Here is a 23,007-nt window from a genome sequence, read left to right on the forward strand (position 1 = left end):
GCAGCACAGCCGTCAATGCCCATTGCAGAAGACGGCTGTGAGAAAAAGTGGAACGACGTCGCGAATGGCCGCATCGCTGCCGGCCCGCCGTACGCTTGCCTCAACCGCTGCGGCAGAGCCGGTCACCACCACGCCGTATGTCGGGGGCGTAACCGGTTGGCCGGTGCCTTGTTTGAAGATGGGATCGTTTTGCTCATACCCGAAGACGGCATAGACATGAAAGCCGAATGCCGTCAGGTTACTGCCGCGCGTGGGACGAAATGCGTTGACCGAATTTGCTTCAATGCGCATTGGCTTGGCATCGATCGACTGCTCGTCCAGAAGCGGAGCGATGAAATCATGCGGGCTCGACTGGCAGTCCAGTTTTGCATCGAGCGCATAAGCATTGCAAACGGCTGCAGAGAATCCCACGCCCAGCGACGGAATGGCGATCAGCATGCGGAGAACGGACAGTTTCATCGTAGTAGCGCGATCGTTCTGCTGGATTGCCCGCAAAGCCCGAGGACATGAGGCAGCAGATCGTTGAGATCCCAGAATCGTACGGCTGACCCGGCAAGTCTGTACGGTGACGCTCAGATCAGTCAAAGCATAAACGCACTGCACACGGTGTCCCGTATGCCTCGACGCCACGTGGCGTTCACTGGAGCAGATAATAAATCACAACGAAAATCCGCATACGGCTGCACAACAACTGTGCAAGTCGAAACACAGGCGGGTAAAGGTAGTCATGCCGCTTAAATCCGCTGCGAAGCGCCTCCCCTATCGCAGCGTTCAGCAACGTCCAGCACTGCCCAGACCGGCAGCGCCCCGCTCCCTGCTATGCTTCACACGAAGTCAGCCCGCCACGCCGGGCCAGGACCCGACGCGCAGGCTATCGACTTCCAATCGCGCTAAACGCCATACACCCATGACCAGTTCCTCTCACTACGACCTGCAATCGCTGCGCCTTTTCATCGTCGTAGCAGAACTCGGCAGCCTGACGAAAGCGGCTGAGCGTACTTGCATGACGTTGTCAGCGGTCAGCAAACGCATGGCCGACCTGGAGCGCAGCATCGATTGCACGCTCATGCTGCGGCAGCCGCGTGGCATCGAGCTGACGGCCGCCGGCAAGGGCCTGCTCGCGCATGCCCGGCAAGTCGCCGACCGCGTGAACCGCATGGCCAACGAGATGAGCGACTACGCCGCCGGCGTGCGCGGCCACGTGCGAGTCTGGGCCAACACTTCATCGATCATCCAGTTCCTGCCTCACGACGTGCAGGCTTTTCTCTCCGACAACCCCAGCGTAAAGATATCGCTCGAAGAGCGCCTGAGCGACGAAGTCGTCGCGGCTATCCGCAGCGGCACCGCCGACATCGGCATCTTTGCGGACAACGTGCTGGCACCTGGTATCGAGAAGGCGGTCTATCGTCAGGACAAGCTCGTGCTGCTGGTGCCGCAAGACCATCCCCTCGCGTCCCTCGAAGAAGTCGCCTTCGCCGATACGCTCGACTTCGAGTACGTCGGCCTGAACGAAGGCAGTTCACTGCTCGCGCGGCTGCTCGATGCCGCATTCAGCGCGGACCGGGCCCTCAAGCTACGCATCCAGGTGCACAGCTTCGACGGCATCTGCCGGATGATCGAGCACGGGCTCGGCATCGGCATATTGCCCGAGGGCGCCGTGCGCACCGAAATTCTCGCGACCGGCCTGCGCGCCGTGAACCTCACCGACGCGTGGGCGCAGCGCACCTTGTGGATCGGTACACTCTCGCGCGAAACACTGTCGCCCGAAGCGTTGCGTCTCCTCGACTTCATGTCCGGCCGAACAGACGGCACCGACAGTTAAGCGCGCCGACCCTTTCCAGAACGGAAAGGGTCGTTGAGAATCCATTGATTTTCAGCACGTGCGGGTTGTCGCAAAGTAAGCGTCAAGAGAACGACGTTTGCAAGGAGACAACCATGACGAAGCCGCTGGAAGGCGTTCGCGTGCTTGAAATGGGCCAGCTCATCGCCGGTCCCTTCGCTGGAAAAATGCTCGCCGAGTTCGGTGCGCATGTCATCAAGATCGAACCACCCGGCACAGGCGACCCGCTGCGCAAATGGCGTCTGCTGCATGAAGGCACGTCCGTCTGGTGGGCAGCGCAATCGCGCAACAAGGAATCCGTCACGCTCGATCTTCGCTCGCCCGAAGGCCAGGACGTGGTTCGCCAGCTGGTCGCGCAAAGCGATGTGCTGATCGAAAACTTTCGTCCCGGCACGCTCGAGAAATGGGGCCTCGGCTGGGAAGAATTGCATGCCTTAAATCCGGGCCTCGTAATGCTGCGCGTGTCCGGCTATGGGCAGACCGGCCCCTACCGCGACCGCCCTGGCTTCGGCGTCATCGGCGAAGCGATGGGCGGCTTGCGACATCTGAGTGGCGAAACCGACCGCACCCCCGTGCGCGTGGGCATCTCCATCGGCGATTCCCTCTCGGCTTTGCACGGCGTGATCGGCATCCTGCTCGCGCTGCGCCATCGAGATCAGAACGGCGGTGCGGGCCAGATGATCGACGTCGCGCTCTACGAGTCGGTCTTCAACATGATGGAAAGCCTGCTGCCCGAGTACTCCGCGTTCGGCGCCGTGCGTCAACCGGCGGGCAGCAGCTTGCCCGGGATCGCGCCATCGAATGCGTATCGCTGCAGCGACGGCAAATATGCGCTGATCGCGGGCAATGGCGACAGCATCTTCCGGCGTCTGATGGAACTGATCGGCCGTCAGGATCTGGCCGACGATCCCGCACTCGCTCAAAACGATGGCCGCGTAAAGAACGTCGAGCAGCTGGACGCCGCGATCGCCGAATGGACTCTTCGCCACACGCTCGACGACGTGCTCGCTGCGCTCAACGAAGCCCGCATTCCCGCCGGAAAAATCTACGACGTCGCCGACATTGCGAGCGACCCGCATTACCACGCACGCGACATGATTCTTGACGGCCAGCTCCCCGACGGTACGCCCGTGCAACTGCCCGGCATCGTCCCGAAGCTGAGCGCGACGCCGGGTACGGTGAACACCCAGGCGCCCACGCTCGGCCAGCACACCGACGAAGTGCTTGAAAACCTCGGCATCGACACGACGACCCGCGACGCCTGGCGCGCACGCGGCATCATCTGAACAGGAGCACGACATGAGCAGCAAGCGTCTGTACATCCAGGAGGTCGCCACCCGCGACGGCTTCCAGAACGAGGCCCGCTTCATCGACACCGACGCCAAGATCGAACTGATCGATCGTCTGAGTGCGTGCGGTTACGCCAAGATCGAAGTGACCTCGTTCACGTCGCCGAAAGCGATTCCCGCCTTGCGTGACGCCGAAGCAGTGATGCAACGGATCGTGCGACGTGAAGGCGTCGTCTATACCGTGCTCGTTCCGAATCTGCGCGGCGCAGAGCGCGCGCTGTCGTGCGGCGTCGATGAAGTCAATCTCGTGATGTCGGTCAGCGAAAGTCACAACCGCGCGAACTTGCGCATGAGCCGCGAGCAGTCGTTCGCCCAGTTACGCGACGTGATCGGCGTGGTCAGTCAAACGAAGGTGGCGATCAACGTGTCGCTGTCCACGGCGATGGGCTGCCCCATGGAAGGCGATATCGACCAGGCTGAAGTGCTGGAGTGGATGCAGCGCTTCGCGGATCTGGGCGTGCATGGCGTGACGTTGTGCGACACCACCGGCATGGCTTACCCGTCGCAGGTCGGCGGGCTGTGCGCCGCCGCGCGCGAGCGCTTCGCCGCGCTCGAACTCACGCTGCATTTTCATAACACGCGTGGCATGGCGCTCGCCAACACGCTCGCCGCGCTGGATGCCGGCATCGACCGCTTCGACGCATCGCTCGGCGGTCTCGGCGGATGCCCCTACGCGCCAGGTGCAACGGGCAACGTCTGCACCGAGGAACTGGTGCACATGCTCGAGCTCGACGGCTACGACACCGGCGTGGATCTCGCTGCCGTGCTATCCGCCTCCGCCCTGCTTCCTGGACTGATCGGCCACGACGTACCGAGCCAGTTGCTGAAGGCAGGACGGCGCCTGGATCTGCATTCGATGCCTTGCAGCACCGCTGACGGCCTGCCGGAACAACACGCATTTTCATAAGGAGCAGGACGTGGCATTCATCGACCACCTTGATCACCTCGTACTCACTTGCGTCGATTTCGCTGCGACGAAGCGGTTCTATACCGAGGTCATGCAGATGCAACTCGAGACGTTTGGCGAAGGACGTATTGCATTTCGTTTCGGCAATCAGAAGATCAACGTCCATGTGCGTGGCGCTGAGTTTGAGCCGAAGGCCCACGTTCCCGTGCCGGGCGCGCTCGACCTGTGCTTCATCGCCACGGTACCGCTCGACGAAGTAATTGCGCATCTGGCCCGTTGCGAATGGCCAATTGTCGAAGGCCCAGTTGCGCGCACCGGTGCCACGCAGAAGATTCGTTCGGTGTATGTGCGGGACCCCGACCTGAATCTGATCGAGATATCCGAACTGATGGCTTGATGGAATGACACCCTGCTATCCAAGATCCGGCGATTTATACGCGCCGATCAACGTGGTGAACGGCGCATAAGCCGACCCGAAAGCGAAGAAACGGAGACAAACATGAACACCAGAAATCTGCACGTGAGCGGCAATGCGACCGCTCATTCGCGCATTGCTTCACCCGAACCGAGCGCGGCCGACGATACACACGCCCTTCATGCCAAAGCCACGACGCTGGGCGGCTGGATGGATAACATGCCTGCGGGTTCGCTGCATCGATTTGTGGTGTGGGTGATCGGCATAGGCTTGTTCTTCGACATGTTCGAGATTTTCCTTGTCAGCTCGATCGGCACGGCGTTGCAGGGGGAATACGGTATCGACAGACACAGCATGGCCCTCAAGCTGCTGCTTGCCTCAGCATTTATCGGCATGTTCTTTGGTTCGTTTTTTCTCGGCAGCATGGCCGACCGAATTGGGCGGCGCAAAGCCTTCCTGTTCAACCTGATCTGGTACAGCGCCTTTTCGCTGATCGGCGCATTCTCGGTCAACGCCGAGATGCTGGTGATCTGCCGCTTCCTCACCGGCATTGGCGTAGGTGCGATCTACCCCGTTGCCGATAGCTTTCTGTCCGAGATTCTGCCCAAGGAACGTCGCGGGCGAATGGCCGCATGGGCGTACACCACGTCGTATGTCGCCGTGCCACTGGTCGGATTCCTGGCGCTTTGGCTCAACCCTCTGCACTTCGGCGCCGTGGCAGGCTGGCGCGTTATTCTGGTGATCGGCAGCCTGGGCGCGGTACTGGTTCTGCTCGTGCAACATAAGTTGCCCGAAAGCCCGCGCTGGCTACTGGCTCAGGGCCGCGTCGAAGAGGCTCATGCGATGCTTCGGCGCTTTGCCGCCAGTGCAGGAGTGACGGTATCGGTCATCTCACCTGAAGCCAACGTCAAGCGGAATCCCATGACGTTGGCCGAGCGTATTGCACTGCTGCGCCGCCCTCCCTATGACAAGCGCTACCTGATGTTGACCATCTTCCATCTGCTTCAGGGATTTGGCTACTATGGTTTCGGCACGCTCGCCAGCACCGTGGTGAAAAGCCGTGGTTTTGACGTGACGGACGGCACGCTTTTTATCGCTCTGTCGTTTCTCGGCTACCCGGTTGGATCCCTGCTTTCTATTCCGCTGCTCAACTGGATTGAACGCCGCACACTGGTGATCGGCGCCATATTGTCCATTGCGGTTTTTGGCCTGGGTTTTGCCTATTCCAACAGCTCGGCGCTGATCGTTCTCTTTGGTGTGTTGACAACATGCGCTTCGAACGTATTCAGCAACGCGTATCACGTCTACCAGTCTGAGATCTTTCCGGCGAGTGTGCGCTCAACCGCAATCGGCAGTACATACTCGTTGTCCCGCATCGTTAGTGGCATGCTGCCTTTCGTATTGCTCCCCGTGTTGAACCAGCAAGGAGCAGGCGCTATGTTCGGCATCATCGCCGCTGCGCTGATCGTCGTGGCTATCACAGTGCGAGTCTTTGGACCTCGCACTACGCGCCGCAGCCAGGATGAAATCAATCCGGGTTGAGCCGCTCATCGACGCGCGTCGCGACCCTAGCCAGTGCTCCTGGCATTGGAACGAAGGGACGACGCGCATCGACCACACACCGACTTCAGGAAAGGTGATGCACTTCCTGCAGGCCATAAACCGGCGTCGCAATTCCCTCCATGCGTGCCTTCAATTGCAGAGATAAATACTGCGAGTAGTGGCGCGACTGATGCAGGTTACCGCCATGGAACCACAAGGCCGGTTGCTGCGTGGGCTTCCACATGTTGCGTTGCTCGCCTTCCCACGGCCCCGGGTCCTTCGTCGTATTCGAGCCCAGCCCCCACACCTTGCCCACTCTATCCGCCACTTCACGCGAGATGAGATCGGCGGCCCAGCCGTTCATCGATCCGTAACCGGTTGCATAGACGACGAGATCCGCCTCCAACTCGGTGCCGTCGCTTAGCAGGACAGAGTGCTCTTTCAGTTCGACCACATCGACACCGCTCTTCAGCTTGATCTTGCCATCCGCTACAAGATCGGCGGCGCCAACATCAATGTAGTAACCCGACCCGCGCCGGAGATACTTCATGAAGAGCCCTGAGTCGTCATCCCCGAAGTCGAGCATGAAGCCGCGCTTTTCCAGACGCTGGTAGAACTCCGCGTCGCGCTCTCTGATCGCGTCGCATACGGGCTTTTGAAACGTGTGCAGGATTTTGTACGGAATCGATGCAAACGTCAGATCAGCCTTCGACGTCGTCATACCAGAGGCTACCGCGCGCTCAGAATAGAGATCTCCAAGAGCAAGTTCCATCAGCGAATCTGACTTCACGATATGCGTGGACGACCGTTGAACCATCGTGACGTCGACGCCCGCTTCCCACAACGCCGCGCAAATATCATGCGCCGAATTGTTCGCACCGATCACGACCACTTTCTTGCCCTTATACGCATCGGGTCCCGGATGTTTCGACGAATGATGCTGCTCGCCCTTGAACACATCCATGCCTTTGAATGATGGGATATTCGGCTTACCCGACATGCCCGTGGCAAGCACAAGCTGCTTTGGCCGCAGCGTCAGCGTTTCGCCGTCGTGCTCGACCTCGACCACCCATTCCGCCTTCGCTTCGTCATAGCGCGCGGACTTGCAAGTAGTCGATCCCCAATAGTTCAACTCCATGACCTTGGTGTACATCTCGAGCCAGTCGCCGATCTTGTCCTTGGGCGTGAAAACCGGCCAGTTATCCGGGAACGGCAAGTAAGGCATATGGTCGTACCACACCGGATCATGCAGACAAAGTGACTTGTAGCGGTTGCGCCACTGGTCGCCAGGACGCGGATTCTTATCGACGATGATCGTCGGCACACCCAGTTGCCGCAAACGCGCGCCCAGTCCAATCCCACCCTGCCCGCCGCCCACGATCAAGCAGTAGGGTTGCTCCGCGCGGCCCAACGCCTGCGCTTCGGCTTCCCGACGTTCCTTCCAGCTCGTTCGGTCCATACGTGCGCCATGTTCCGCACCCATCGGACGACGGTTGCCCTTGGGTTCCTCATGGCCTTTCAGCTCACCCATGGTGGTCAGCAAAGTCCAGATCAGGCCATCCTTCACGCGGATAAAACCGCTGCCGCGGGCAACTTCCGTTTCGAAGGTGATCCACGCCTGCGCCAAACCGTCGGCTTCAGTCGGTACTTCATTTTCGGCGATCCGCAGTCTGGTCGGCTTGATGGCGCCGAGTTGTGCGTCGAGCATGGCGCCGATCTGGTCCCGGCCCTCCATGGTTTTGATATTCCAGGTGAACGCAACCAGATCGCGCCAATAACACTCAGGCTGAAACAACGCGACGGCCGCGGCGGTATCACCGCGTTTAAGCGCCGATTCCAGAGATTCCAGAACATTTCCAATAATCTTGCTTGCATTATTTTCAGGCATGGTTGCTCCTCCATTCGATACGGATTGGTAAAACGTCGAAGTAATACGCGGGTTCTTTGCCCGCTGGATAAGCGTGGACCGCTAGCGCCGGTGCGGCGGGACTATGCCGAACTTCGCGATCCGTCTGTAAAGCGTCGCACGTGAGATGCCCAAGGTTCTGGCCGTCTCGTCCGGATGCCATTTCGCATCCGTCAGAGCGGCGACGATGCGGTCACGCTCCAGGGCGTCGATATCAGTGAGTGTGGGTTGCGCCTGAGGCGCGGGGTTGCGAGGCTTCGATACAGCTCGCCGTTGCGCACGAATGACGGGCGGACGAACGCGAGCATAAAGCGGTGAGCCGTTGCCCGCGAGTTTGATCGAAACCATGTCGCGGCCTGGCCTGACATCCAGAAGACGCTCAGCGCGTACATCGAATAGCTCTGAGACAGATCGCGGCAGCCGATCGAGGCCAGGCACGCACTCTTTTGCCCGGCGATTTGCCGCGACTGCGTTGCCGTGCGCATCGAAGGCGATCAGAATCTCCGGCTGGGCCTCCACGTAGTGGCGATTGCGGTGCGCCAGCAAAACCCAGTAATGCGTGGTCGCGTTGAGAAAGAAGCTGTCCTCGATCAACATCGCACTATGACGCACGATGTGGTTGACCAGACGCTGGCTTTCGCGCTCGTCAGGCGAGCGAATCGCCGATGCGTCCAGCACGCCGATCAGTTCGCCTTCCAGCCCGAAGATGGGCGAGGCGCTGCAGGTCAACGTGGTGAAGGCGGCACGAAAATGATCGGTCTTATGAACCGTGATCGGTTGCGAATCGAGCAGCACGGTCGCGACGCCGCAGGTTCCCTCTTCCTCCTCGGACCAGCACGAGCCTAAATACAATCCCGCTCGTTTGAAGTCGTGGCGCCGATCCCTGTCAACGCGATAATCGATCGTCACGCCCTGCGCATCGGTGAGCATCACGCAGTAGTCCGCTTCGCGAACCGTCTCATGCAGACGCGAAAGACATTCTCCCGACGCCCGCAAAACCGATTCTTCCCGATGCTGTACGTCACGCAGTTCCGGCGCGCTCAGAATCCGCGGCCCCTTTGTCAGGCCAGGATCGAGATGATATTGCTCGAGCGAGCGCCAATACGATGAAGTCAGCCGCGTGGCATCACCGCCGCGATCAGGCGTTCGGCCTTCGATCAACCTGCGGATCCGATCGATGTGTCTCACTTGCGGAACATAGGGCATGAATGTCTCCGGTCGGCTCGGCGCGCATCATCATTCAGTGGCACGCTTAGGATGACTTTTAGCATGCGGGTTCCAGAACAGCACATTGCAGTGCACCATCATTCCGGATGAGACTTTTGTCTCAGTCTTTTTTATTGTTGTGGGGCCTGAGCGCAACTCGATTTCCTGAGCGAGGAAAACGCGGATGCGTTACGCCCACTGCTAGAATACTTGCCTTTTTCCTTGGAGACGCACATGTCCTGGTTCATCTATGAAGTGCCCGAGTACAACGAAGACGGGGCGCGCATCGAACCGTTCAGCGACCTGCGTAGCCGCGTGCTGAAAGTAAGTGGTCAGGCAATGGTCGACGAACTGGAAAGCGTCCGCGAGAACGCCGCGACGACGGCGAACACGCCCGCCCACCCGCTGCGCACGGCGGAAAATCCTCAGGTATTCCCGATCCCGTATGCCGACTCCATGATTCTGGTCGGATTCATCTTCGAGCTGAAACGGGAATCCCGGCATCTCGTGGTGTCGCCCGTGGAAATGCCCTGGCTGAAAGACGCGTAAGACGGGTTATTGGGGTTAGAAACGGGTTAAAAACAGACGCGGTCAGGTGCGTTTAGCCAGATACGCGTCGACCAGCTCAAGCAGTCGTTCCCGCCCGAAGCTCCCGTCGTGCCCGGCGTGAACTACTTGCACGGGCAATTCGCGCAGCCGCTTCATGGTGCGCACATAGGTCGGAATATCCGCGCCTCCAATCTCATCCAGCAGCGGGCCGTCGTAAATCGCATCGCCCGAAAACAGCGTGCCGGATGCCGCTTCCCATAGGCCAATGCTGCCCGGTGAGTGGCCGGGCAGATGCAGCACCTCAAAATGCCGGTTGCCGAGATCGACGATGTTCCCTTCCTTGACGATCTCCGTGACCGTTGCGGCCCGCACGTGATAGTCGGACATCGAGTAATCGGCGCTAGGTAGCGCCGTGATCAGATCGCCGTCGAACGGATAGCCGACTTCACGATACCGGCGAATGGCCGCCTCGCCCAATACCGATGCCAGCAGGGTGCCTCGCTCACGTGGCGCACGCAGGTTATCCGCCTCCAGTTCGTGGACCAGCGTGTGTTCGAACTCATGATGTCCGCCGATATGGTCCGAGTGCGTATGCGTCGCAACGGCGGTGACGTTCTTCTGCAGCAGGTGCTTCGCGGCATCCTGAAGACTGGCAATGCCCATCCCCGTGTCGATCATCAGATCCCGGTCACGGCCACGCACATGCCAGATATTGCAACGCATCAGCGGGACAACATGAGGCTCCCAAAGCAGCGTGATGTCGTCGCTGATGCGTTTGAGTTCGAACCATCGGTCGGCAATTGGTAAGGTAGTCATGCGCGCGCTCCACGAGTGAGAGTCGTTACTCTGACATACTCTGCGTCAATGGGCGACATGAGCGCCTCCGTCCCACGTCGCTTACCCTTTCTTTTCAATGCGTCCGGCCATGTCGAATTTGCAGTACTGGCGCGCCTGGCGTAACCGGCAACAAGTGAATTCATGACCATAATGAAATTCGATACCGTCGTGCTCGGCGCGGGCATTATCGGCGTGAGCGTTGCCGTGCATCTCCAGAAACGCGGCCGCAGCGTCGCCCTGGTGGACCGCAAGCAACCCGGCAACGAAACGTCGTTCGGTAACGCAGGGTTGATCCAGCGCGAAGGCGTGTATCCCCATGCCTTTCCTCGCGACTTCGGCACCTTGCTTCGGTACGCGCGCAACCAGTCGCCGGACGTTCGCTACCATGCCGACGCCATACTCAAGGCCGCACCATTTCTTTGGCAATACTGGCGCAATTCTCATCCAGCCAAACACGCGGCCATCGCGAAGTCGTACGCGACGCTGATCGAGCATTGCCTGGACGAGCATCGCGCGCTGGCCGCCGCGGCCGGTGCGAGCGCGTTATTTCGCCCCACCGGGTGGATCAAGGTGTTTCGCACCGAAAAAGCATGGGACGCGGAAACCCGGCTCGCCGAACGGTGGCTTCAGGAATATGGTGTCGAGTCCGAATCGCTGGATGCGGGCCGCCTGCAACAGAAGGAGCCCGATCTCGACAAGGCGCTGCTGGGCGGTTTGCGCTATCTGGCATCCAATTCCGTGAGTGACCCTAACGCGCTCGTCACCGCCTACGCGAAATATTTCGAAGCGCTCGGCGGACGGTTTTTCATCGGCGATGCGGACTCGTTTCGTGAGGGTTGGGCGGTCGATACGCAAGCGGGAACGATCACGGCTTCATCAGCGGTCGTCGCATTAGGGCCGTGGTCGGATCGCGTAACTTCGCGACTCGGTTATCGCTTGCCGCTCGCCGTGAAACGCGGCTACCACATGCACTACGCGCCCGAGACAGGGGCTCGCCTGAATCATCCGATTCTGGACGTCGAGAAGGGCTACGTGCTGGCTCCCATGGCAAAAGGCATCCGCTTGACCACGGGAGCGGAAATCGCCCACTGCGATGCGCCCAAAACACCCACGCAGCTCGCCGCGGTCGAGCCGATTGCGCGCACGCTGTTTCCATTGGGCAAGCGTCTCGACGCTGAGCCCTGGATGGGACGGCGCCCCTGTACGCCCGACATGATGCCGATCATCGGCCCCGCGCCACATCACAAAGACTTGTGGTTCGCGTTTGGCCACGCGCACCACGGGCTGACACTCGGCCCGGTGACGGGCCGGCTGATCGCCGAGATGATGACCCACGAGGAAACGCTCGTGGACCCCCAGCCGTTCCGGGTGGAGCGGTTCTAGCGCCTGACCGCGCAGCGAGCGGCCGATATCACCGTCTTCGGACCGAACACGCCCGCCACCGGCGTAGCAACGCCTTTTTTTCCTGCGCCCACAATATTCCTGATCCTGAACCGTCTACAGACGTATGGAACCGCCGCGCACCCCGAAATCGATGATCGAACGAGACACGGACATCACTGCAACTGTGTTGCGTGAGCGTACGAAGCTCGGGAATTTCATCCGGCGTCGCGTGCACGATCAGGGCGACGCTGAAGACATCTTGCAGGATGTCTTCCACGAGTTCGTGCAAGCCTACCGTCTCCCTGCGCCGATCGAACAGGTTAGCGCGTGGCTGTTCCGCGTGGCGCGAAACCGCATCATCGACCGCTTTCGCAAGCGCCGCGAGCAGCCGCTGGCCGAAATAGCCGACGACTCCGATGACGTCGAGTATCGACTGGATCTCGCCCTCCCGGCAACGGACGCCGGCCCGGAAGCCCTCTATGCAAGGTCGGTGCTGCTGGAAGCCCTGCAAGAGGCGCTCAACGAATTGCCGGCGGATCAGCGCGACGTGTTTGTCGCTCATGAACTGGAAGGGCGCAGCTTCAAGGAGCTCGCAGCCGAGAGCGGTGTCGGCGTGAACACGTTATTGGCACGCAAGCGTTACGCGGTTCTGCATCTGCGCGTTCGCTTGCAAGCCGTGTATGACGAACTGGATATCTAAAGGAGCAGATAGATGAGATTCAAACTGAGATGCTTCGGCATGGCACTGCTGGTTCTGGTGGGCATTGTCGTGCTGGGATGGATGGTGATGACGCTATGGAATTGGGTTATCCCGGCGCTGTTCATCGGTGGCCGTGCGATCGATTTTCCGCACGCATTGGGCCTGTTGATTCTGAGCCGGATTCTGTTTGGCGGATTCCGAGGGCGCGGCGGTTGCCACGGACGCCGGCATTGGCGCCGGTGGGAACGGATGACGCCCGAGGAGCGCGAAAATTTCCAGAAGAACCGGTCGTCCGGTGACGGCAAGCGTCCGGAGGATCTCGCATGAGCACCGCTTCGACATCCGCATGCAAACAGGCCCCGGGCGTGATTGTTCCCGTGGTCAATCTGAAACGGTGCGAAGGCAAAGGCGATTGTGCGGTAGTCTGTCCCGAGAATGTTTTCGACATCCGCCGGATCGATACGGCCGACTACCAGCAATTGGGCGCGCTGAACAAATTCAAGCTGCGCGTGCACGGAATGAAAGTCGCATACACGCCGAACGCCGATGCGTGTCGGGCATGTGGCTTGTGCGTGACTGCATGCCCCGAGCGTGCCATTACGTTAGCCAGGATCGGGGCGCAATAAAGTAGCGTATTGCTTCGCATCGATCGGACAGACGCACAACGTTTTCGCCCACGTTGCCCATGGACTAACGTTGTGTGTCATACAGCCGGTCTGGAATAAAAAACGCGGTAACGCCGCTTAGAAAGAAAACCCCACCAACCACCAGAAATCCGATACCGATAGAGAACTGGGTGGCAATGTAGCCAATAATAATGGGCGCGGCGCCCGAGCAGAAACGACCGATGTTATAGGATCCGCCCACGGCGGTTCCACGGATGGCGGTAGCGAAACTCTCGGACATGAAGGTGCCGATCGTCCCCAGCGGCACACCATACAAAAACCCGAAGGCAAGCATCAGGTACACGATGTTGTCGCGCGTATGCCAGAAAATGATCGCAGGCAAAAAGAGCGCGGCGCCCACACAGCCAAGCACATAAACACCACGCCGACTCCAGCGGTCACCCAGCCATCCCGCAAAGATCTTGCCAATGAATGCGACCACGTACGTGCCAATCATGTACCCGGCCATTGCACCGAATTTGATGTGCAGTTCCTTTTCCAGGTAAGTCGGCAACCAGTTGTTCAAACCGTAAAAGCCGGACAGCGCGAATAACGAGGCCAAGGTCCACAGAATGAATAAGGTTCGCGACTGCCGGTTACTGAAAATCTGATAGTAGCGGTTGGTGCGATGCCCACGTTCGCCCTTGCGGCTGGCTGCGCGGCTTGCCTGCCATGCTGCCGGTTCGGGCACGGCAAATTTTATCGCCAGCGCCAGCAACACAGGAATTGCCGACACGTAGTAGAGCGTGCGCCAGCCGTAGTGCGGCAAAATCCAATTGCTGAGCGAAATGACAACGATATAGCCCGCGGAAATGCCGGTTTGCAATACGCCCAGAATCAGTGAACGCCGCTCCGTGGGTACGTATTCGGCAACCAGCGTGGTGACCAGCACCATGCAACCGATGCCCATCGAACTGATAAACCGCACGACCGCAAATTCCAGAAAACTGTGAGTGAGACCCAGCAGCCCTGCTCCGAGCGAAAACAGAGCCAATGCCCAGACCACGACCCGCACCCGCCCCAGGCGATCGCTGGCCCAGCCGCCGAGAATGCCGCCAATGGCCATGCCAACCAGAGTCAAGCTGCCCAACGCCCCCGCTTCGACATTGCTCAAACCGAATTCGTCCTTGATTCGCGTGAGCGTCAGGCCGTACATCATCACGTCCGCGCCATCGGCCAGTAATGCAAGGTAGCCGAGGATGAAGACAAGCACCCAGGTGTTTTGGGACTCAGCGGATCGGGTCAAAGTTGTTCTTGTATTCATTTGATCGTAGTGACGTCAGAGACGCGTTGCGCTATCGGCGTGCATCATGTTGCACCTGATGAGCGCGGGTGCGAGGAAGGCGCCAATCAGCACGCCCATTTCCTCGTGCCTGCCCGTGTACCAGCCTTCCTTGTGTGTCATGTTCATCGTGCCGACGCATACCCCGTCGTACGCAACCGGAATGTTCAGTATCGATCCGAGCCCCATGCCGGTCATCACCGCGTGGTCGTCGAACGCCTCGCGGATGCCTTGCGTCGTTTCAGCGCGAAATGGCTTGAGATCCTGCAATACCTGATTTGCCCACGCAGTGCCGCGTTTTTCCTTACGACCTCCAATTGGGTACACCTCCGGCATGTTTGTATAAACACGCTCGACCTCCTCGCGTTGCGCGTCATAGGACATGATCGTGAAGAGGCCAAAACCTATCGCGCTCGCAGCCAACGCGTGAACCGCACGGAAAATCTCGTCGGGCTGATTTCTCAGCCGCATGACTATTGCTAGTCGTTCGAGGTCTGAAATATCCAACGCTTGCAGGACTGGATCGATCGGATTGCCTGGCATTATCTGTCTGTGTAGTTGGGACATCATGCACGCTCAGCCGCGCATTTCGGTCGAGCTGAGCGGGACGCGCAGGTCCTGGGGCTGGCCGGCGCCGCCCTCCTCGATATCTTCTAGCGACCGGTTGCGAGTCTCGACACCCAGGAAGAACACCACGCAGGCCCCCACCAGCAAGACCGTGGTGGTCATTGCAAACACGCCGAGAAATCCGAGCACCGGATAGACAAGGCCGACCAGAATGGGGGCGCTCACCGAACCAATCCGGCCGAAAGACGAGGACGATCCAGTGCCGGTTGCTCGCACTGCGGTCGGAAAAACTTCAGGGGTATACGCATACACGCCTGCGAACGCGCCATTCATGAAGAACGACAGGCAAATGCCTGCGGCCATGATCTGCAAACCGGTATGAGAAAACGCCAGCGTGATCGCGGCAATCCCGCCCAACAGCATGTACGAGGCCACCACGCCCTTTCGGCCGAGTCGTTCATTGAGCCATGCCGCCGTGAAGTATCCGGGGATCTGCGCCCCATAAATTGCGATCGAATAACCAAAGCTTTTCGTCATGGTGAGCCCCTCCTTGAGGAGCAGGCTCGGAATCCAGGAGAAAAACGAGTAATACGCGAACGCGACCGAGAACCACATCAGCCAACTCACTGCCGTCGTACGCGCCAGCCGCGGCGACCACAGCGTCAGCACGTTCTGTAACGCGTTGCCCTTGGCAGGCGCCGATGCAGATGCAGACATGGCGCCGAGCGATGCAACTGGCGCCAGGCTGATGCCCTTGCCTGCGAACCACGACTCGATTGCGCTCACGATGCCCTCCGCTTCAGAGGCTCGCCCCTGGCTCTCAAGCCAGCGCGGCGACTCGGGCAAGGTTCTTCGCCACCAGAGGAGCATGACAACGGGCAATGACGTCGCCACCGCCAGATATCGCCAGCCTTCGGCAAAGTTACGCACAACGGTGAAACCGAGAATCGATGAACCCAGATAGCCGAACGACATGAAGCCGACCAGTGCGCCGCAAAAGATGCCCCGGTAACGCCGTGGCACGAACTCAGCCAGAAACGGCGCGATCACCACGGTTTCGGCGCCGGATCCAAAACCTGCGACGATACGCAACGCGAAAAACGTGTGCCAGTCGGTGGCGGTGGCGCTCGCAAGTGATGCGCAGCAATAGATTGCAAGCGCGCTCATCATGATGCGACGACGCCCGATCACATCCGCGAGCACACCCGACAGAAAGGCCCCGAAAAAATAGCCGATGTAGGTGCTGCTCGCGACGAGACCCGTCTCGGCACTCGTCAGGTGCCATAGCTTGCTCACGACGGGCAGCAGGAATGCAAGCGACGACGAATCGAGTCCGTCGAACATGTACCCCAACCCGCCGATCAGCAGGAGCTTGCGATGGAAACCTGATAACGGCAGTCGCTCGAGTCGGGCGGCAATAGCAGACACGGCATGTTCTCCCTGACGGAAATGGATACGGTTTCTGGGCGGCGAAACTTATCGCCCGATTGCGTATGCCTGCATTTGACGAGGTGTTGCTGCGCCACGCATCAGACCGTTTCTGATCCCAACCGCGCAGACGCGTCCCAGCGACCAGGGTTCGGCCACGGTCAGGTCATGTCCACGCGCACGTAACGCGGCAAGCGTGTGTTCCGGAAAATTGGACTCGGCGGACATCTTGCCCAGTTGCATCGAACGCGGGTAAAACGAGCCGGGGAAATGCGCCGTCTGGAACGAGGGCGAATCCACCGCGGCCTGGAAGTTCATGCCGGCATGCACGTGCCGGAGAAACAGCTGGATCGACCACTGATCCTGCTGGTCGCCACCCGGCGTGCCGAATGCCGCATAGGGTCTGCCATCGCGGGTAACGAGCGTGGGCGAGAGCGTCGTGCGGGGGCGGCGCCCCGGGCCGAGCGAGGACGGCAGCCCCTCCTCCATCCAGAACATCTGCGCGCGCGTGGTCACGTTAAAGCCGAGACCGGGCACGGCCGGCGAGGCCTGCAGCCATCCACCCGACGGTGTTGCTGAAACCATATTGCCCCAGCGATCGACCACGTCGAGATGAACCGTATCGCCGCGCAGTTCAGGCAGCGGCGCAAACGTCGGCTCACCCTGGCCGAAGCCGCCGGACTGCTGCCTTCCCGCATTGGCCATGATCAGCGCGGCACGCTGTTCACTGTCGCCCAACATGCCGGGACGGAATTCGAACGACGCATGACCGGGATCGATCAGCCGGCGACGTTCGTCGTTGTAGGCGTCGCTCAGCAGCACATCCATGGGCACATGTGCAAACGCGGGGTCGCCGTAAAACACCTCGCGATCGGCGAACGCGAGCTTCGAGCATTCGATTATCGTGTGCACGAAATCGGGGCCCATCGGGTCCATCGCACTGAGATCGAAACCCTTAAGGAGCGCGAGCTGCTGCAGGAACATCGGTCCCTGGCCCCAAGGACCCGTCTTGTGAACGCGGAAACCCTCATAGTCGTATGAAACCGGGTCTTCATAGGACGGCTCCCAACGCGCGAGATCATCCGCGTTGAGCAGACCGTAGTTGCGCTGACCGGAAGTATCGAGAACGGCAGTTGAGCGGAAGTACTTATCAATCGCTTCGGCCACGAATCCACGATAAAAGACCTTGCGGGCAACTTCGCACTGCTCCGCACGATCACTCTGGGTATTCGCCTCCGCGAGGATGCGCCTGTACGACTGCGCAATCGCCGGATTGGCGAACAGCTGGTTCGGCATCGGTGCGTCGCCGTTGCGCAGCCATTGCTCAGCCGACGTGGGCCATTCAGTCTTGAAGAAATCCTTGATTGCGAGGATCGACGACGTCATGCGCGGGAGTACCGGATAGCCGTTCTCCGCATAACCGATCGCGTAGCTCAGGACGTCTTCGAGCGGCAGTTGGCCATAGTCGCGCAGCATGGCCATCCAGGCGCCAAATGCGCCAGGTACTACGGCCGGCAGCAAGCCCGTGCCGGGAACGACTTCGAGACCCAGCTCACGCATGCGCGCTATCGTCATTCCCGCCGGCGTCACGCCCTGCCCGCACAGAACGCGAACGCGTTCTTCGCGCGCACAGTAGAACACAACCGGCAACTCGCCGCCCAGACCATTCAGATGCGGCTCAACGATCTGCAGAACAAAGCCGGCAGCGGCTGCCGCATCGAACGCATTGCCCCCTTTCTCCAGTACGGCCATCGCCGACGCGCTCGCCAGCCAGTGCGTGGAGGCCACCATGCCGAATGTGCCAATCAGCTCCGGGCGGGTTGTAAACGACATGCGTGACTCCTTTTGCGATGACCAATGATTGGTTTCTTATGAACCAATAAGTATTGGTACAAAATCTATAAGCTAAGAGATTACGGCGAACATTGCCCGGTTGCACCAAGCGTTAACCCGAAATTTCGCACACAATAGCAGATCAAAAAAAGCTGTGAATCTCACCCCAGTTGATTTGACTATGGTAGATTTTGAACCAATGAGTATTGGTTCACGAAAAAGACAATGGAAAATTCGATACTGGACAGGCTGCTGGACTACATTGCCGAGCATCAACTCAAGGACGGCGACGCACTGCCTCCTGAAAGAACGCTCGCCGAAGCCCTCAATGTCAGTCGAAGGGAACTGCGTTCGTCGCTTGCTTCGCTGGAGGCATCAGGACGTGTATGGCGCGGCGTCGGTCGCGGCACCTATCTAGGCGCGAGACCATTGAAGTTCGCCCCGACGCTACGCGGACTTCGAGCGGGAGCCAGTCCGGCAGACATCGCGGAAATGCGCCTGTTGTTCGAGCCCGCGCTCGCACAGCTAGCCGCGACGAAAGCCAGTCGGGACGATTTGCTGGAACTTGAAAAGTGCGCGCGGAAGAACGCCGCGGCAAAAAACGACGAAGAGTGGCAACAATGGGATCATCGATTCCATTTGCTGATCGGACAGGCCACCCGCAATCCCGCGCTCATCTCCCTTATGGAGGTGATCAACGGGATGCGCGTCAAACCCGACGTACGCGAGAAGACGTCAGCGCAGGAAACACGCAGCTATTTCGCCGCGCAGCACCAGGAGATCGTCAGCGCCATGAAGGCACGTGATGGCGAAGCCGCGGCTCGGTGTATGCGCGAGCACCTGCTCAGCGTTCAGTGGCGCGCATCAGCCAAAAGCGACGAAGCGGCCCTTCGTCACGAGTGAGGAGCATGCACGTCTGTCTTCGATACCGATTGATCAGCTTACCGTACCCGAACCGACGTTTCTCTCGTCGCTCCCCGTCGACCGAACGTCTCTCCGGCTCCGCGAACTGAACAGGCTCACAAACTGTTCAAAACCCTGAATCGGCAGCGGCTTGCAAAAGAGGAAACCTTGATAGGCGTGGCACCCTGCTACGGCAAGGAAATCTCGCTGCGCTTCAGTTTCGACGCCCTCGGCAATGACACCCAGGTTAAAACTTCGGGCGAGCGCCACGATCGTTCTCGCGATGTCGGCGTCGTTGGAGTCGACCAGGATGTCGCGCACAAACGACCGATCAATCTTCAACTGGTCCAACGGCAATCGTTTCAGGTAAGACAGCGAAGAGTAGCCAGTGCCGAAGTCATCCAGCGAGAAAGTCACGCCTCGAGCGCGAAGGGCGGTCATCTTTTCGATAATGTCCTGCACGTTCTCAACGAGAACGCTCTCGGTGAGCTCGAGCTTCAACCTGTCCGCCCTCGCCCCAGTCCGGTTGATGACCTCAAGCACACTGTCCACGAAGTCCGGCTCGCGAAATTGCCTGGCACTCACGTTCACAGCCATCGACAGATGCGCCATCGATGGCCGCGTCGCCCATACGGCCAACTGGGTGCATGCGGACGCCAGCACCGTTCGCCCCATCTCGAGAATCAGCCCAGACTCCTCAGCGAGCGGAATAAACTCTCCGGGCGGTATCAGGCCGCGCTCGGGATGCTCCCAGCGCACCAGCGCTTCCGCACCGGTTATGTGATTGCCGTCGACGACCTGCGCCTGATAGTGCAGAACAAACCGGTTCTGCTCGATAGCGTTGCGCAGCCCCACCTCCAGTTCGGCACGCTTGAGCACTGCCGTCTGCATCGCAGGATCGAAGAAACACATGGCATTGCGGCCACGCTCCTTCGATTTATACATGGCGAGATCGGCCTGTTTGAAAAGCTCGTCGGTGGACGTCTGCTCCCCATTGAATACGGTGACCCCTATGCTGGCGGTGCTGCGAAACTGAACACCGTTGAGCTCGTAAGCGTTCCCCAGCACGGCGAGAATTTTTTCTCCCACCGCCACGGTTTCCATGGTCGCATCAGCCACGTCCAGACTCAGATTGCCCACCACTACAACGAACTCGTCACCACCGACCCGGGCAACCGTGTCGCCCTCATTGACACTACTCGACAGGCGATACGCGACCTGTCGCAGGAGCAGATCGCCCTTGTCGTGCCCAAGCGTATCGTTCAGCGTTTTGAAGTGGTCGAGATCGATGAACATGAGGGCGGCGCAGACCTTGTTCTGCCGGCTGGCCACCATTGACTGCCTCAGCCGATCCAGAAGCAGCGCGCGATTAGGCAGGCGCGTTAGCGTGTCATAGAAGGCAAGTTCCCGGATCTTCTCCTCCGACTTCTTGCGCTCGGTGATATCGCGGCCGCTGGTCCGAAAACCGATGAAGTCGCCCCTCTGATTGCTGATCGGCACCCAGGAGATCGAGAGCCAGAGGAGCGATCCATCCTTGCGCACGCAACGAAACTCGAGATCGTCGCCGCGAGAACCCTGAAGCCCCTTTTTAAATTCCGGCGCAACGCGCGGGATGTCTTCCGGGTGGATGAGCGTGCGGGCGAAATCAGGCATTGCCATGCATTCGGCAACTGTATAGCCCGTGTAGTACTCAACCGAGGGATTGATCCAGCGCGGTTGGCCGTCCGGTCCCCACCAGATTTCCAGGTTCACCGTGCAGTCGGCAATGGCGCGAAATTTCTCCTCGTTCTCGCGCAACTCCCGCGTCATTGCCGAGGCGAGGCGCATGGCACGCTCCCGCCCTGTCATCATGAGCCAGGTCAGAAGCGCCAGCAGGAGACTCAACCCCGTGCCAGTTCCTGCGATTAACACCTCGGCATTACGCCCCATCCGGGATCGAAACTCGTCGGAGGCGCTCATCGACAGCATCCAGTCGTGTCCGTCCACAACCAGATATTCGTTTGCGGAGATGAGCGCCGGCGCATGCCGGTTGTTTGCATCTGACGTGCGATGCAACAGCGCGGCCTCCAAGGGCTCGACGCCATCGTAAATGGCAAGCGAAATGCCGGGGGGCTGTTCGCCGTAGAGACTGGCCATCACATCGTGCATACGGAACGATGCATAGACCCAACCAACAATGTTCGCTCGACGCTGCGCAACATTGTCCTGCGGTCTGCCGGCAGCGTAGATCGGCAGATACAGGATGAAGCCCGGCCGGGGGTCCGCATCCATGTCGACCGACAGGCGCACCTTTCCCGAGAGAACCGCGAGGCCAGAGTCGCGGGCTTTCTCCAACGCCGAGCGACGCACCGGTTCGTTCCAGGCGTCAAAACCGGGCGAGCTGCGTGCAAGGCCAACAAAGGGCTCGCGCTGAACGATCGGGGCATATTCCCCGCGCAACCCGTCGGGATGAATCGTGTAGCCTGGAACGCCGCCCTCGCGCATGTCCGCTATGTGGGCCGCTTTACGCGCCGCGGGCACCCATTCGACCACACCCACGGCGTGGACCCCGGAAAAGTTCGCATCAAGATTGAGCGCGCTTACGTAGCGCCGGAACCTGCCGCGATCGAACTCTCCGTTCGCGGCAAACATGCTCTGCACGCCTCGCAGCATCAGCTCGTAGGTCGCCATCCGCTGTTCGATGCGGCCTACCGCGTCACTCAGGGTGTAATCGAACTGCGTCTGAAACTCCTTGCGTGTCGCCTGACGTTCGTGATCCCACACTACCCAGGTCACGCCAAGCGACGCGGATAACACCAGCAACGGCAGCAGGACGGAGCGCAGCCGGATCACGGTGACGCCTTGAAGTTGACCATGGCATCGGCCAGATCCGGCCTGAAGTACTTTTCGAAGATCCGGCGCACCGTTCCGTCAGCACGCATTTCGTCCACCAGCGCCCGCCACTTCTCCCGCTCGGCGGCCGGAAGCGCTTTCTTCGACATGATCAGACCGTGCGGTACCGAAGGATCGTTAAACTCAACGATCGTTGTGACGTCGCGGATCTTTTTCTCATCCAGCGCGGGGTAATCGAAGGGCTCGATAATCATGCCCTGAATCTGTCGAAGAATCAGCGCCTGGTAGAGCGGTTCGAGCCCGCCCGCGAGGCTCACCCGGTTTTCCGACGTCAGTCTGTCGACCAGTTCGTTGGCCGAGGTGCTGTAGCGGAAACTGCGGATCACGCCGAGCTGCGCGTGTTTACTGTTTTCGAAGTCCGCGACGTTCTGGATGCCGGCATCCTTGCGCACGAGCAGATAGTATTTATTGCTGAAGTACCACGCGAACGAAGCATATTGATTGCGTTCGTCATTTGCGATTCCAGAAAGACTGAAGTCGAGCGCGCCTGACTCGATCAGTTTCCAGATACGCGCGCGTGACATCAGACTGACCTTGATCTGGCAACCGCTACGCCGGATCAACTCGTCGGCGAAGTCCTTGTCGATACCGCTATCGGTATCGAGCGAATAGAGCAGCCCGTGGTCGTGCAATCCAAGCGTAAACGGCCGGGAACAATCCGGTCCGCCCGCGAACGCATTGCTGATGGAACACACTGCAAACAGCACCCCGGTAAGCCAGCTTCGAATCACAACGCCTCCGTAGCGGAACGACGCCCAGTTAAATTCTTATCAGTGATCACAATCTGACGGCCTGTTCAGACA

At 59.7% G+C, this 23,007-nt stretch carries 21 protein-coding genes; 11 read left to right on the plus strand and 10 right to left on the minus strand.

Annotation, left to right across the window (positions count from 1 at the left end; all coding sequences use genetic code 11):
• Positions 1 to 12: 12 nt before the first annotated feature.
• Entirely contained in the window at positions 13 to 459 is a 447-nt protein-coding gene (locus M0D66_RS00425) for a hypothetical protein (protein ID WP_054035492.1), read from the minus strand.
• Positions 460 to 907: 448 nt separating this feature from the next.
• Here M0D66_RS00425 and M0D66_RS00430 point away from each other — a divergent pair, with 448 nt between their 5' ends.
• From M0D66_RS00430 to M0D66_RS00450, 5 genes are all read left to right on the plus strand, one after another.
• Positions 908 to 1,822: a LysR family transcriptional regulator gene (locus M0D66_RS00430; protein WP_200619561.1), complete on the plus strand. Its 915-nt coding sequence runs from the start codon at positions 908 to 910 to the stop codon at positions 1,820 to 1,822.
• 113 nt (positions 1,823 to 1,935) lie between these two features.
• A complete protein-coding gene (locus tag M0D66_RS00435) occupies positions 1,936 to 3,126 on the plus strand; it encodes a CaiB/BaiF CoA-transferase family protein (protein WP_211705908.1) in 1,191 nt (396 codons plus the stop codon).
• A gap of 13 nt (positions 3,127 to 3,139) precedes the next feature.
• Complete coding sequence (locus M0D66_RS00440) at positions 3,140 to 4,096, plus strand: hydroxymethylglutaryl-CoA lyase (protein ID WP_211705909.1); 957 nt, start codon at positions 3,140 to 3,142, stop codon at positions 4,094 to 4,096.
• A gap of 10 nt (positions 4,097 to 4,106) precedes the next feature.
• A complete protein-coding gene (locus M0D66_RS00445) occupies positions 4,107 to 4,493 on the plus strand; it encodes a VOC family protein (protein WP_200619563.1) in 387 nt (128 codons plus the stop codon).
• A gap of 102 nt (positions 4,494 to 4,595) precedes the next feature.
• Entirely contained in the window at positions 4,596 to 6,053 is a 1,458-nt protein-coding gene (locus tag M0D66_RS00450; RefSeq protein ID WP_211705910.1) for an MFS transporter, read from the plus strand.
• Positions 6,054 to 6,138: 85 nt separating this feature from the next.
• Here the strand turns inward: M0D66_RS00450 and M0D66_RS00455 are convergent, their stop codons facing one another.
• Both M0D66_RS00455 and M0D66_RS00460 read right to left on the minus strand, forming a co-directional pair.
• On the minus strand, positions 6,139 to 7,941 hold the full coding sequence (locus M0D66_RS00455; RefSeq protein WP_211705911.1) for an NAD(P)/FAD-dependent oxidoreductase: 1,803 nt from the start codon (positions 7,939 to 7,941) through the stop codon (positions 6,139 to 6,141).
• A gap of 81 nt (positions 7,942 to 8,022) precedes the next feature.
• Positions 8,023 to 9,165 (minus strand): sigma-54-dependent Fis family transcriptional regulator, encoded by a 1,143-nt coding sequence (locus M0D66_RS00460; protein WP_200652093.1) that lies wholly within the window; start codon positions 9,163 to 9,165, stop codon positions 8,023 to 8,025.
• Between the two features lie 234 nt (positions 9,166 to 9,399).
• On the opposite strand from M0D66_RS00460, the gene M0D66_RS00465 reads away from it, so the two are divergent.
• Positions 9,400 to 9,714 carry a helicase gene (locus M0D66_RS00465; protein WP_093637433.1) on the plus strand — a complete coding sequence of 105 codons (315 nt, stop codon included), beginning with the start codon at positions 9,400 to 9,402 and terminating at the stop codon, positions 9,712 to 9,714.
• 42 nt (positions 9,715 to 9,756) lie between these two features.
• Here M0D66_RS00465 and M0D66_RS00470 read toward each other — a convergent pair whose 3' ends face one another.
• Complete coding sequence (locus M0D66_RS00470) at positions 9,757 to 10,530, minus strand: MBL fold metallo-hydrolase (RefSeq protein ID WP_093637437.1); 774 nt, start codon at positions 10,528 to 10,530, stop codon at positions 9,757 to 9,759.
• A gap of 171 nt (positions 10,531 to 10,701) precedes the next feature.
• On the opposite strand from M0D66_RS00470, the gene M0D66_RS00475 reads away from it, so the two are divergent.
• The 4 genes from M0D66_RS00475 to M0D66_RS00490 all read left to right on the plus strand — a co-directional run bounded on the left by M0D66_RS00475 (position 10,702) and on the right by M0D66_RS00490 (position 13,260).
• Positions 10,702 to 11,934: an FAD-binding oxidoreductase gene (locus M0D66_RS00475; protein WP_211705986.1), complete on the plus strand. Its 1,233-nt coding sequence runs from the start codon at positions 10,702 to 10,704 to the stop codon at positions 11,932 to 11,934.
• 124 nt (positions 11,935 to 12,058) lie between these two features.
• Positions 12,059 to 12,634: an RNA polymerase sigma factor gene (locus tag M0D66_RS00480; RefSeq protein WP_093637440.1), complete on the plus strand. Its 576-nt coding sequence runs from the start codon at positions 12,059 to 12,061 to the stop codon at positions 12,632 to 12,634.
• A gap of 12 nt (positions 12,635 to 12,646) precedes the next feature.
• On the plus strand, positions 12,647 to 12,961 hold the full coding sequence (locus tag M0D66_RS00485; RefSeq protein WP_211700315.1) for a hypothetical protein: 315 nt from the start codon (positions 12,647 to 12,649) through the stop codon (positions 12,959 to 12,961).
• The gene (locus M0D66_RS00490; protein ID WP_200619570.1) at positions 12,958 to 13,260 is read left to right on the plus strand and encodes a 4Fe-4S dicluster domain-containing protein; all 303 of its coding nucleotides are present in this window, start codon (positions 12,958 to 12,960) and stop codon (positions 13,258 to 13,260) included. Before M0D66_RS00485 ends, M0D66_RS00490 begins: the two co-directional genes overlap by 4 nt.
• A gap of 64 nt (positions 13,261 to 13,324) precedes the next feature.
• Here the strand turns inward: M0D66_RS00490 and M0D66_RS00495 are convergent, their stop codons facing one another.
• The 4 genes from M0D66_RS00495 to M0D66_RS00510 form a co-directional block, all read right to left on the minus strand.
• Positions 13,325 to 14,563 carry an MFS transporter gene (locus M0D66_RS00495; protein ID WP_211705912.1) on the minus strand — a complete coding sequence of 413 codons (1,239 nt, stop codon included), beginning with the start codon at positions 14,561 to 14,563 and terminating at the stop codon, positions 13,325 to 13,327.
• Positions 14,564 to 14,578: 15 nt separating this feature from the next.
• A complete protein-coding gene (locus M0D66_RS00500) occupies positions 14,579 to 15,052 on the minus strand; it encodes a GAF domain-containing protein (protein WP_244869717.1) in 474 nt (157 codons plus the stop codon).
• 105 nt (positions 15,053 to 15,157) lie between these two features.
• On the minus strand, positions 15,158 to 16,576 hold the full coding sequence (locus M0D66_RS00505) for an MFS transporter (protein ID WP_211705914.1): 1,419 nt from the start codon (positions 16,574 to 16,576) through the stop codon (positions 15,158 to 15,160).
• A gap of 48 nt (positions 16,577 to 16,624) precedes the next feature.
• Positions 16,625 to 18,409 (minus strand): gamma-glutamyltransferase family protein, encoded by a 1,785-nt coding sequence (locus M0D66_RS00510; RefSeq protein WP_211705915.1) that lies wholly within the window; start codon positions 18,407 to 18,409, stop codon positions 16,625 to 16,627.
• A gap of 225 nt (positions 18,410 to 18,634) precedes the next feature.
• Here M0D66_RS00510 and M0D66_RS00515 point away from each other — a divergent pair, with 225 nt between their 5' ends.
• Positions 18,635 to 19,312, plus strand: a complete 678-nt coding sequence (locus M0D66_RS00515) for a FadR/GntR family transcriptional regulator (RefSeq protein ID WP_093637468.1) — start codon at positions 18,635 to 18,637, stop codon at positions 19,310 to 19,312.
• A gap of 33 nt (positions 19,313 to 19,345) precedes the next feature.
• Here M0D66_RS00515 and M0D66_RS00520 read toward each other — a convergent pair whose 3' ends face one another.
• Positions 19,346 to 22,144: an EAL domain-containing protein gene (locus tag M0D66_RS00520; protein WP_211705916.1), complete on the minus strand. Its 2,799-nt coding sequence runs from the start codon at positions 22,142 to 22,144 to the stop codon at positions 19,346 to 19,348.
• Positions 22,141 to 22,935 carry an ABC transporter substrate-binding protein gene (locus tag M0D66_RS00525; RefSeq protein ID WP_211705917.1) on the minus strand — a complete coding sequence of 265 codons (795 nt, stop codon included), beginning with the start codon at positions 22,933 to 22,935 and terminating at the stop codon, positions 22,141 to 22,143. The genes M0D66_RS00520 and M0D66_RS00525 overlap by 4 nt, the downstream gene beginning before the upstream one ends.
• Positions 22,936 to 23,007: the final 72 nt, after the last annotated feature.

The organism is Paraburkholderia sp. SECH2, from assembly GCF_030464795.1.
GTDB lineage: Bacteria > Pseudomonadota > Gammaproteobacteria > Burkholderiales > Burkholderiaceae > Paraburkholderia > Paraburkholderia aspalathi.

Excerpts from the sequence above, each read along its gene's own strand:
- M0D66_RS00425 (WP_054035492.1), bottom strand. The coding sequence starts at position 459 with ATGAAACTGTCCGTTCTCCGCATGCTGATCGCCATTCCGTCGCTGGGC.
- M0D66_RS00430 (WP_200619561.1), top strand. The coding sequence starts at position 908 with ATGACCAGTTCCTCTCACTACGACCTGCAATCGCTGCGCCTTTTCATC.
- M0D66_RS00435 (WP_211705908.1), top strand. The coding sequence starts at position 1,936 with ATGACGAAGCCGCTGGAAGGCGTTCGCGTGCTTGAAATGGGCCAGCTC.
- M0D66_RS00440 (WP_211705909.1), top strand. The coding sequence starts at position 3,140 with ATGAGCAGCAAGCGTCTGTACATCCAGGAGGTCGCCACCCGCGACGGC.
- M0D66_RS00450 (WP_211705910.1), top strand. The coding sequence starts at position 4,596 with ATGAACACCAGAAATCTGCACGTGAGCGGCAATGCGACCGCTCATTCG.
- M0D66_RS00455 (WP_211705911.1), bottom strand. The coding sequence starts at position 7,941 with ATGCCTGAAAATAATGCAAGCAAGATTATTGGAAATGTTCTGGAATCT.
- M0D66_RS00460 (WP_200652093.1), bottom strand. The coding sequence starts at position 9,165 with ATGCCCTATGTTCCGCAAGTGAGACACATCGATCGGATCCGCAGGTTG.
- M0D66_RS00465 (WP_093637433.1), top strand. The coding sequence starts at position 9,400 with ATGTCCTGGTTCATCTATGAAGTGCCCGAGTACAACGAAGACGGGGCG.
- M0D66_RS00470 (WP_093637437.1), bottom strand. The coding sequence starts at position 10,530 with ATGACTACCTTACCAATTGCCGACCGATGGTTCGAACTCAAACGCATC.
- M0D66_RS00475 (WP_211705986.1), top strand. The coding sequence starts at position 10,702 with ATGAAATTCGATACCGTCGTGCTCGGCGCGGGCATTATCGGCGTGAGC.
- M0D66_RS00480 (WP_093637440.1), top strand. The coding sequence starts at position 12,059 with ATGGAACCGCCGCGCACCCCGAAATCGATGATCGAACGAGACACGGAC.
- M0D66_RS00485 (WP_211700315.1), top strand. The coding sequence starts at position 12,647 with ATGAGATTCAAACTGAGATGCTTCGGCATGGCACTGCTGGTTCTGGTG.
- M0D66_RS00490 (WP_200619570.1), top strand. The coding sequence starts at position 12,958 with ATGAGCACCGCTTCGACATCCGCATGCAAACAGGCCCCGGGCGTGATT.
- M0D66_RS00495 (WP_211705912.1), bottom strand. The coding sequence starts at position 14,563 with ATGAATACAAGAACAACTTTGACCCGATCCGCTGAGTCCCAAAACACC.
- M0D66_RS00500 (WP_244869717.1), bottom strand. The coding sequence starts at position 15,052 with ATGCGGCTGAGAAATCAGCCCGACGAGATTTTCCGTGCGGTTCACGCG.
- M0D66_RS00510 (WP_211705915.1), bottom strand. The coding sequence starts at position 18,409 with ATGTCGTTTACAACCCGCCCGGAGCTGATTGGCACATTCGGCATGGTG.
- M0D66_RS00515 (WP_093637468.1), top strand. The coding sequence starts at position 18,635 with ATGGAAAATTCGATACTGGACAGGCTGCTGGACTACATTGCCGAGCAT.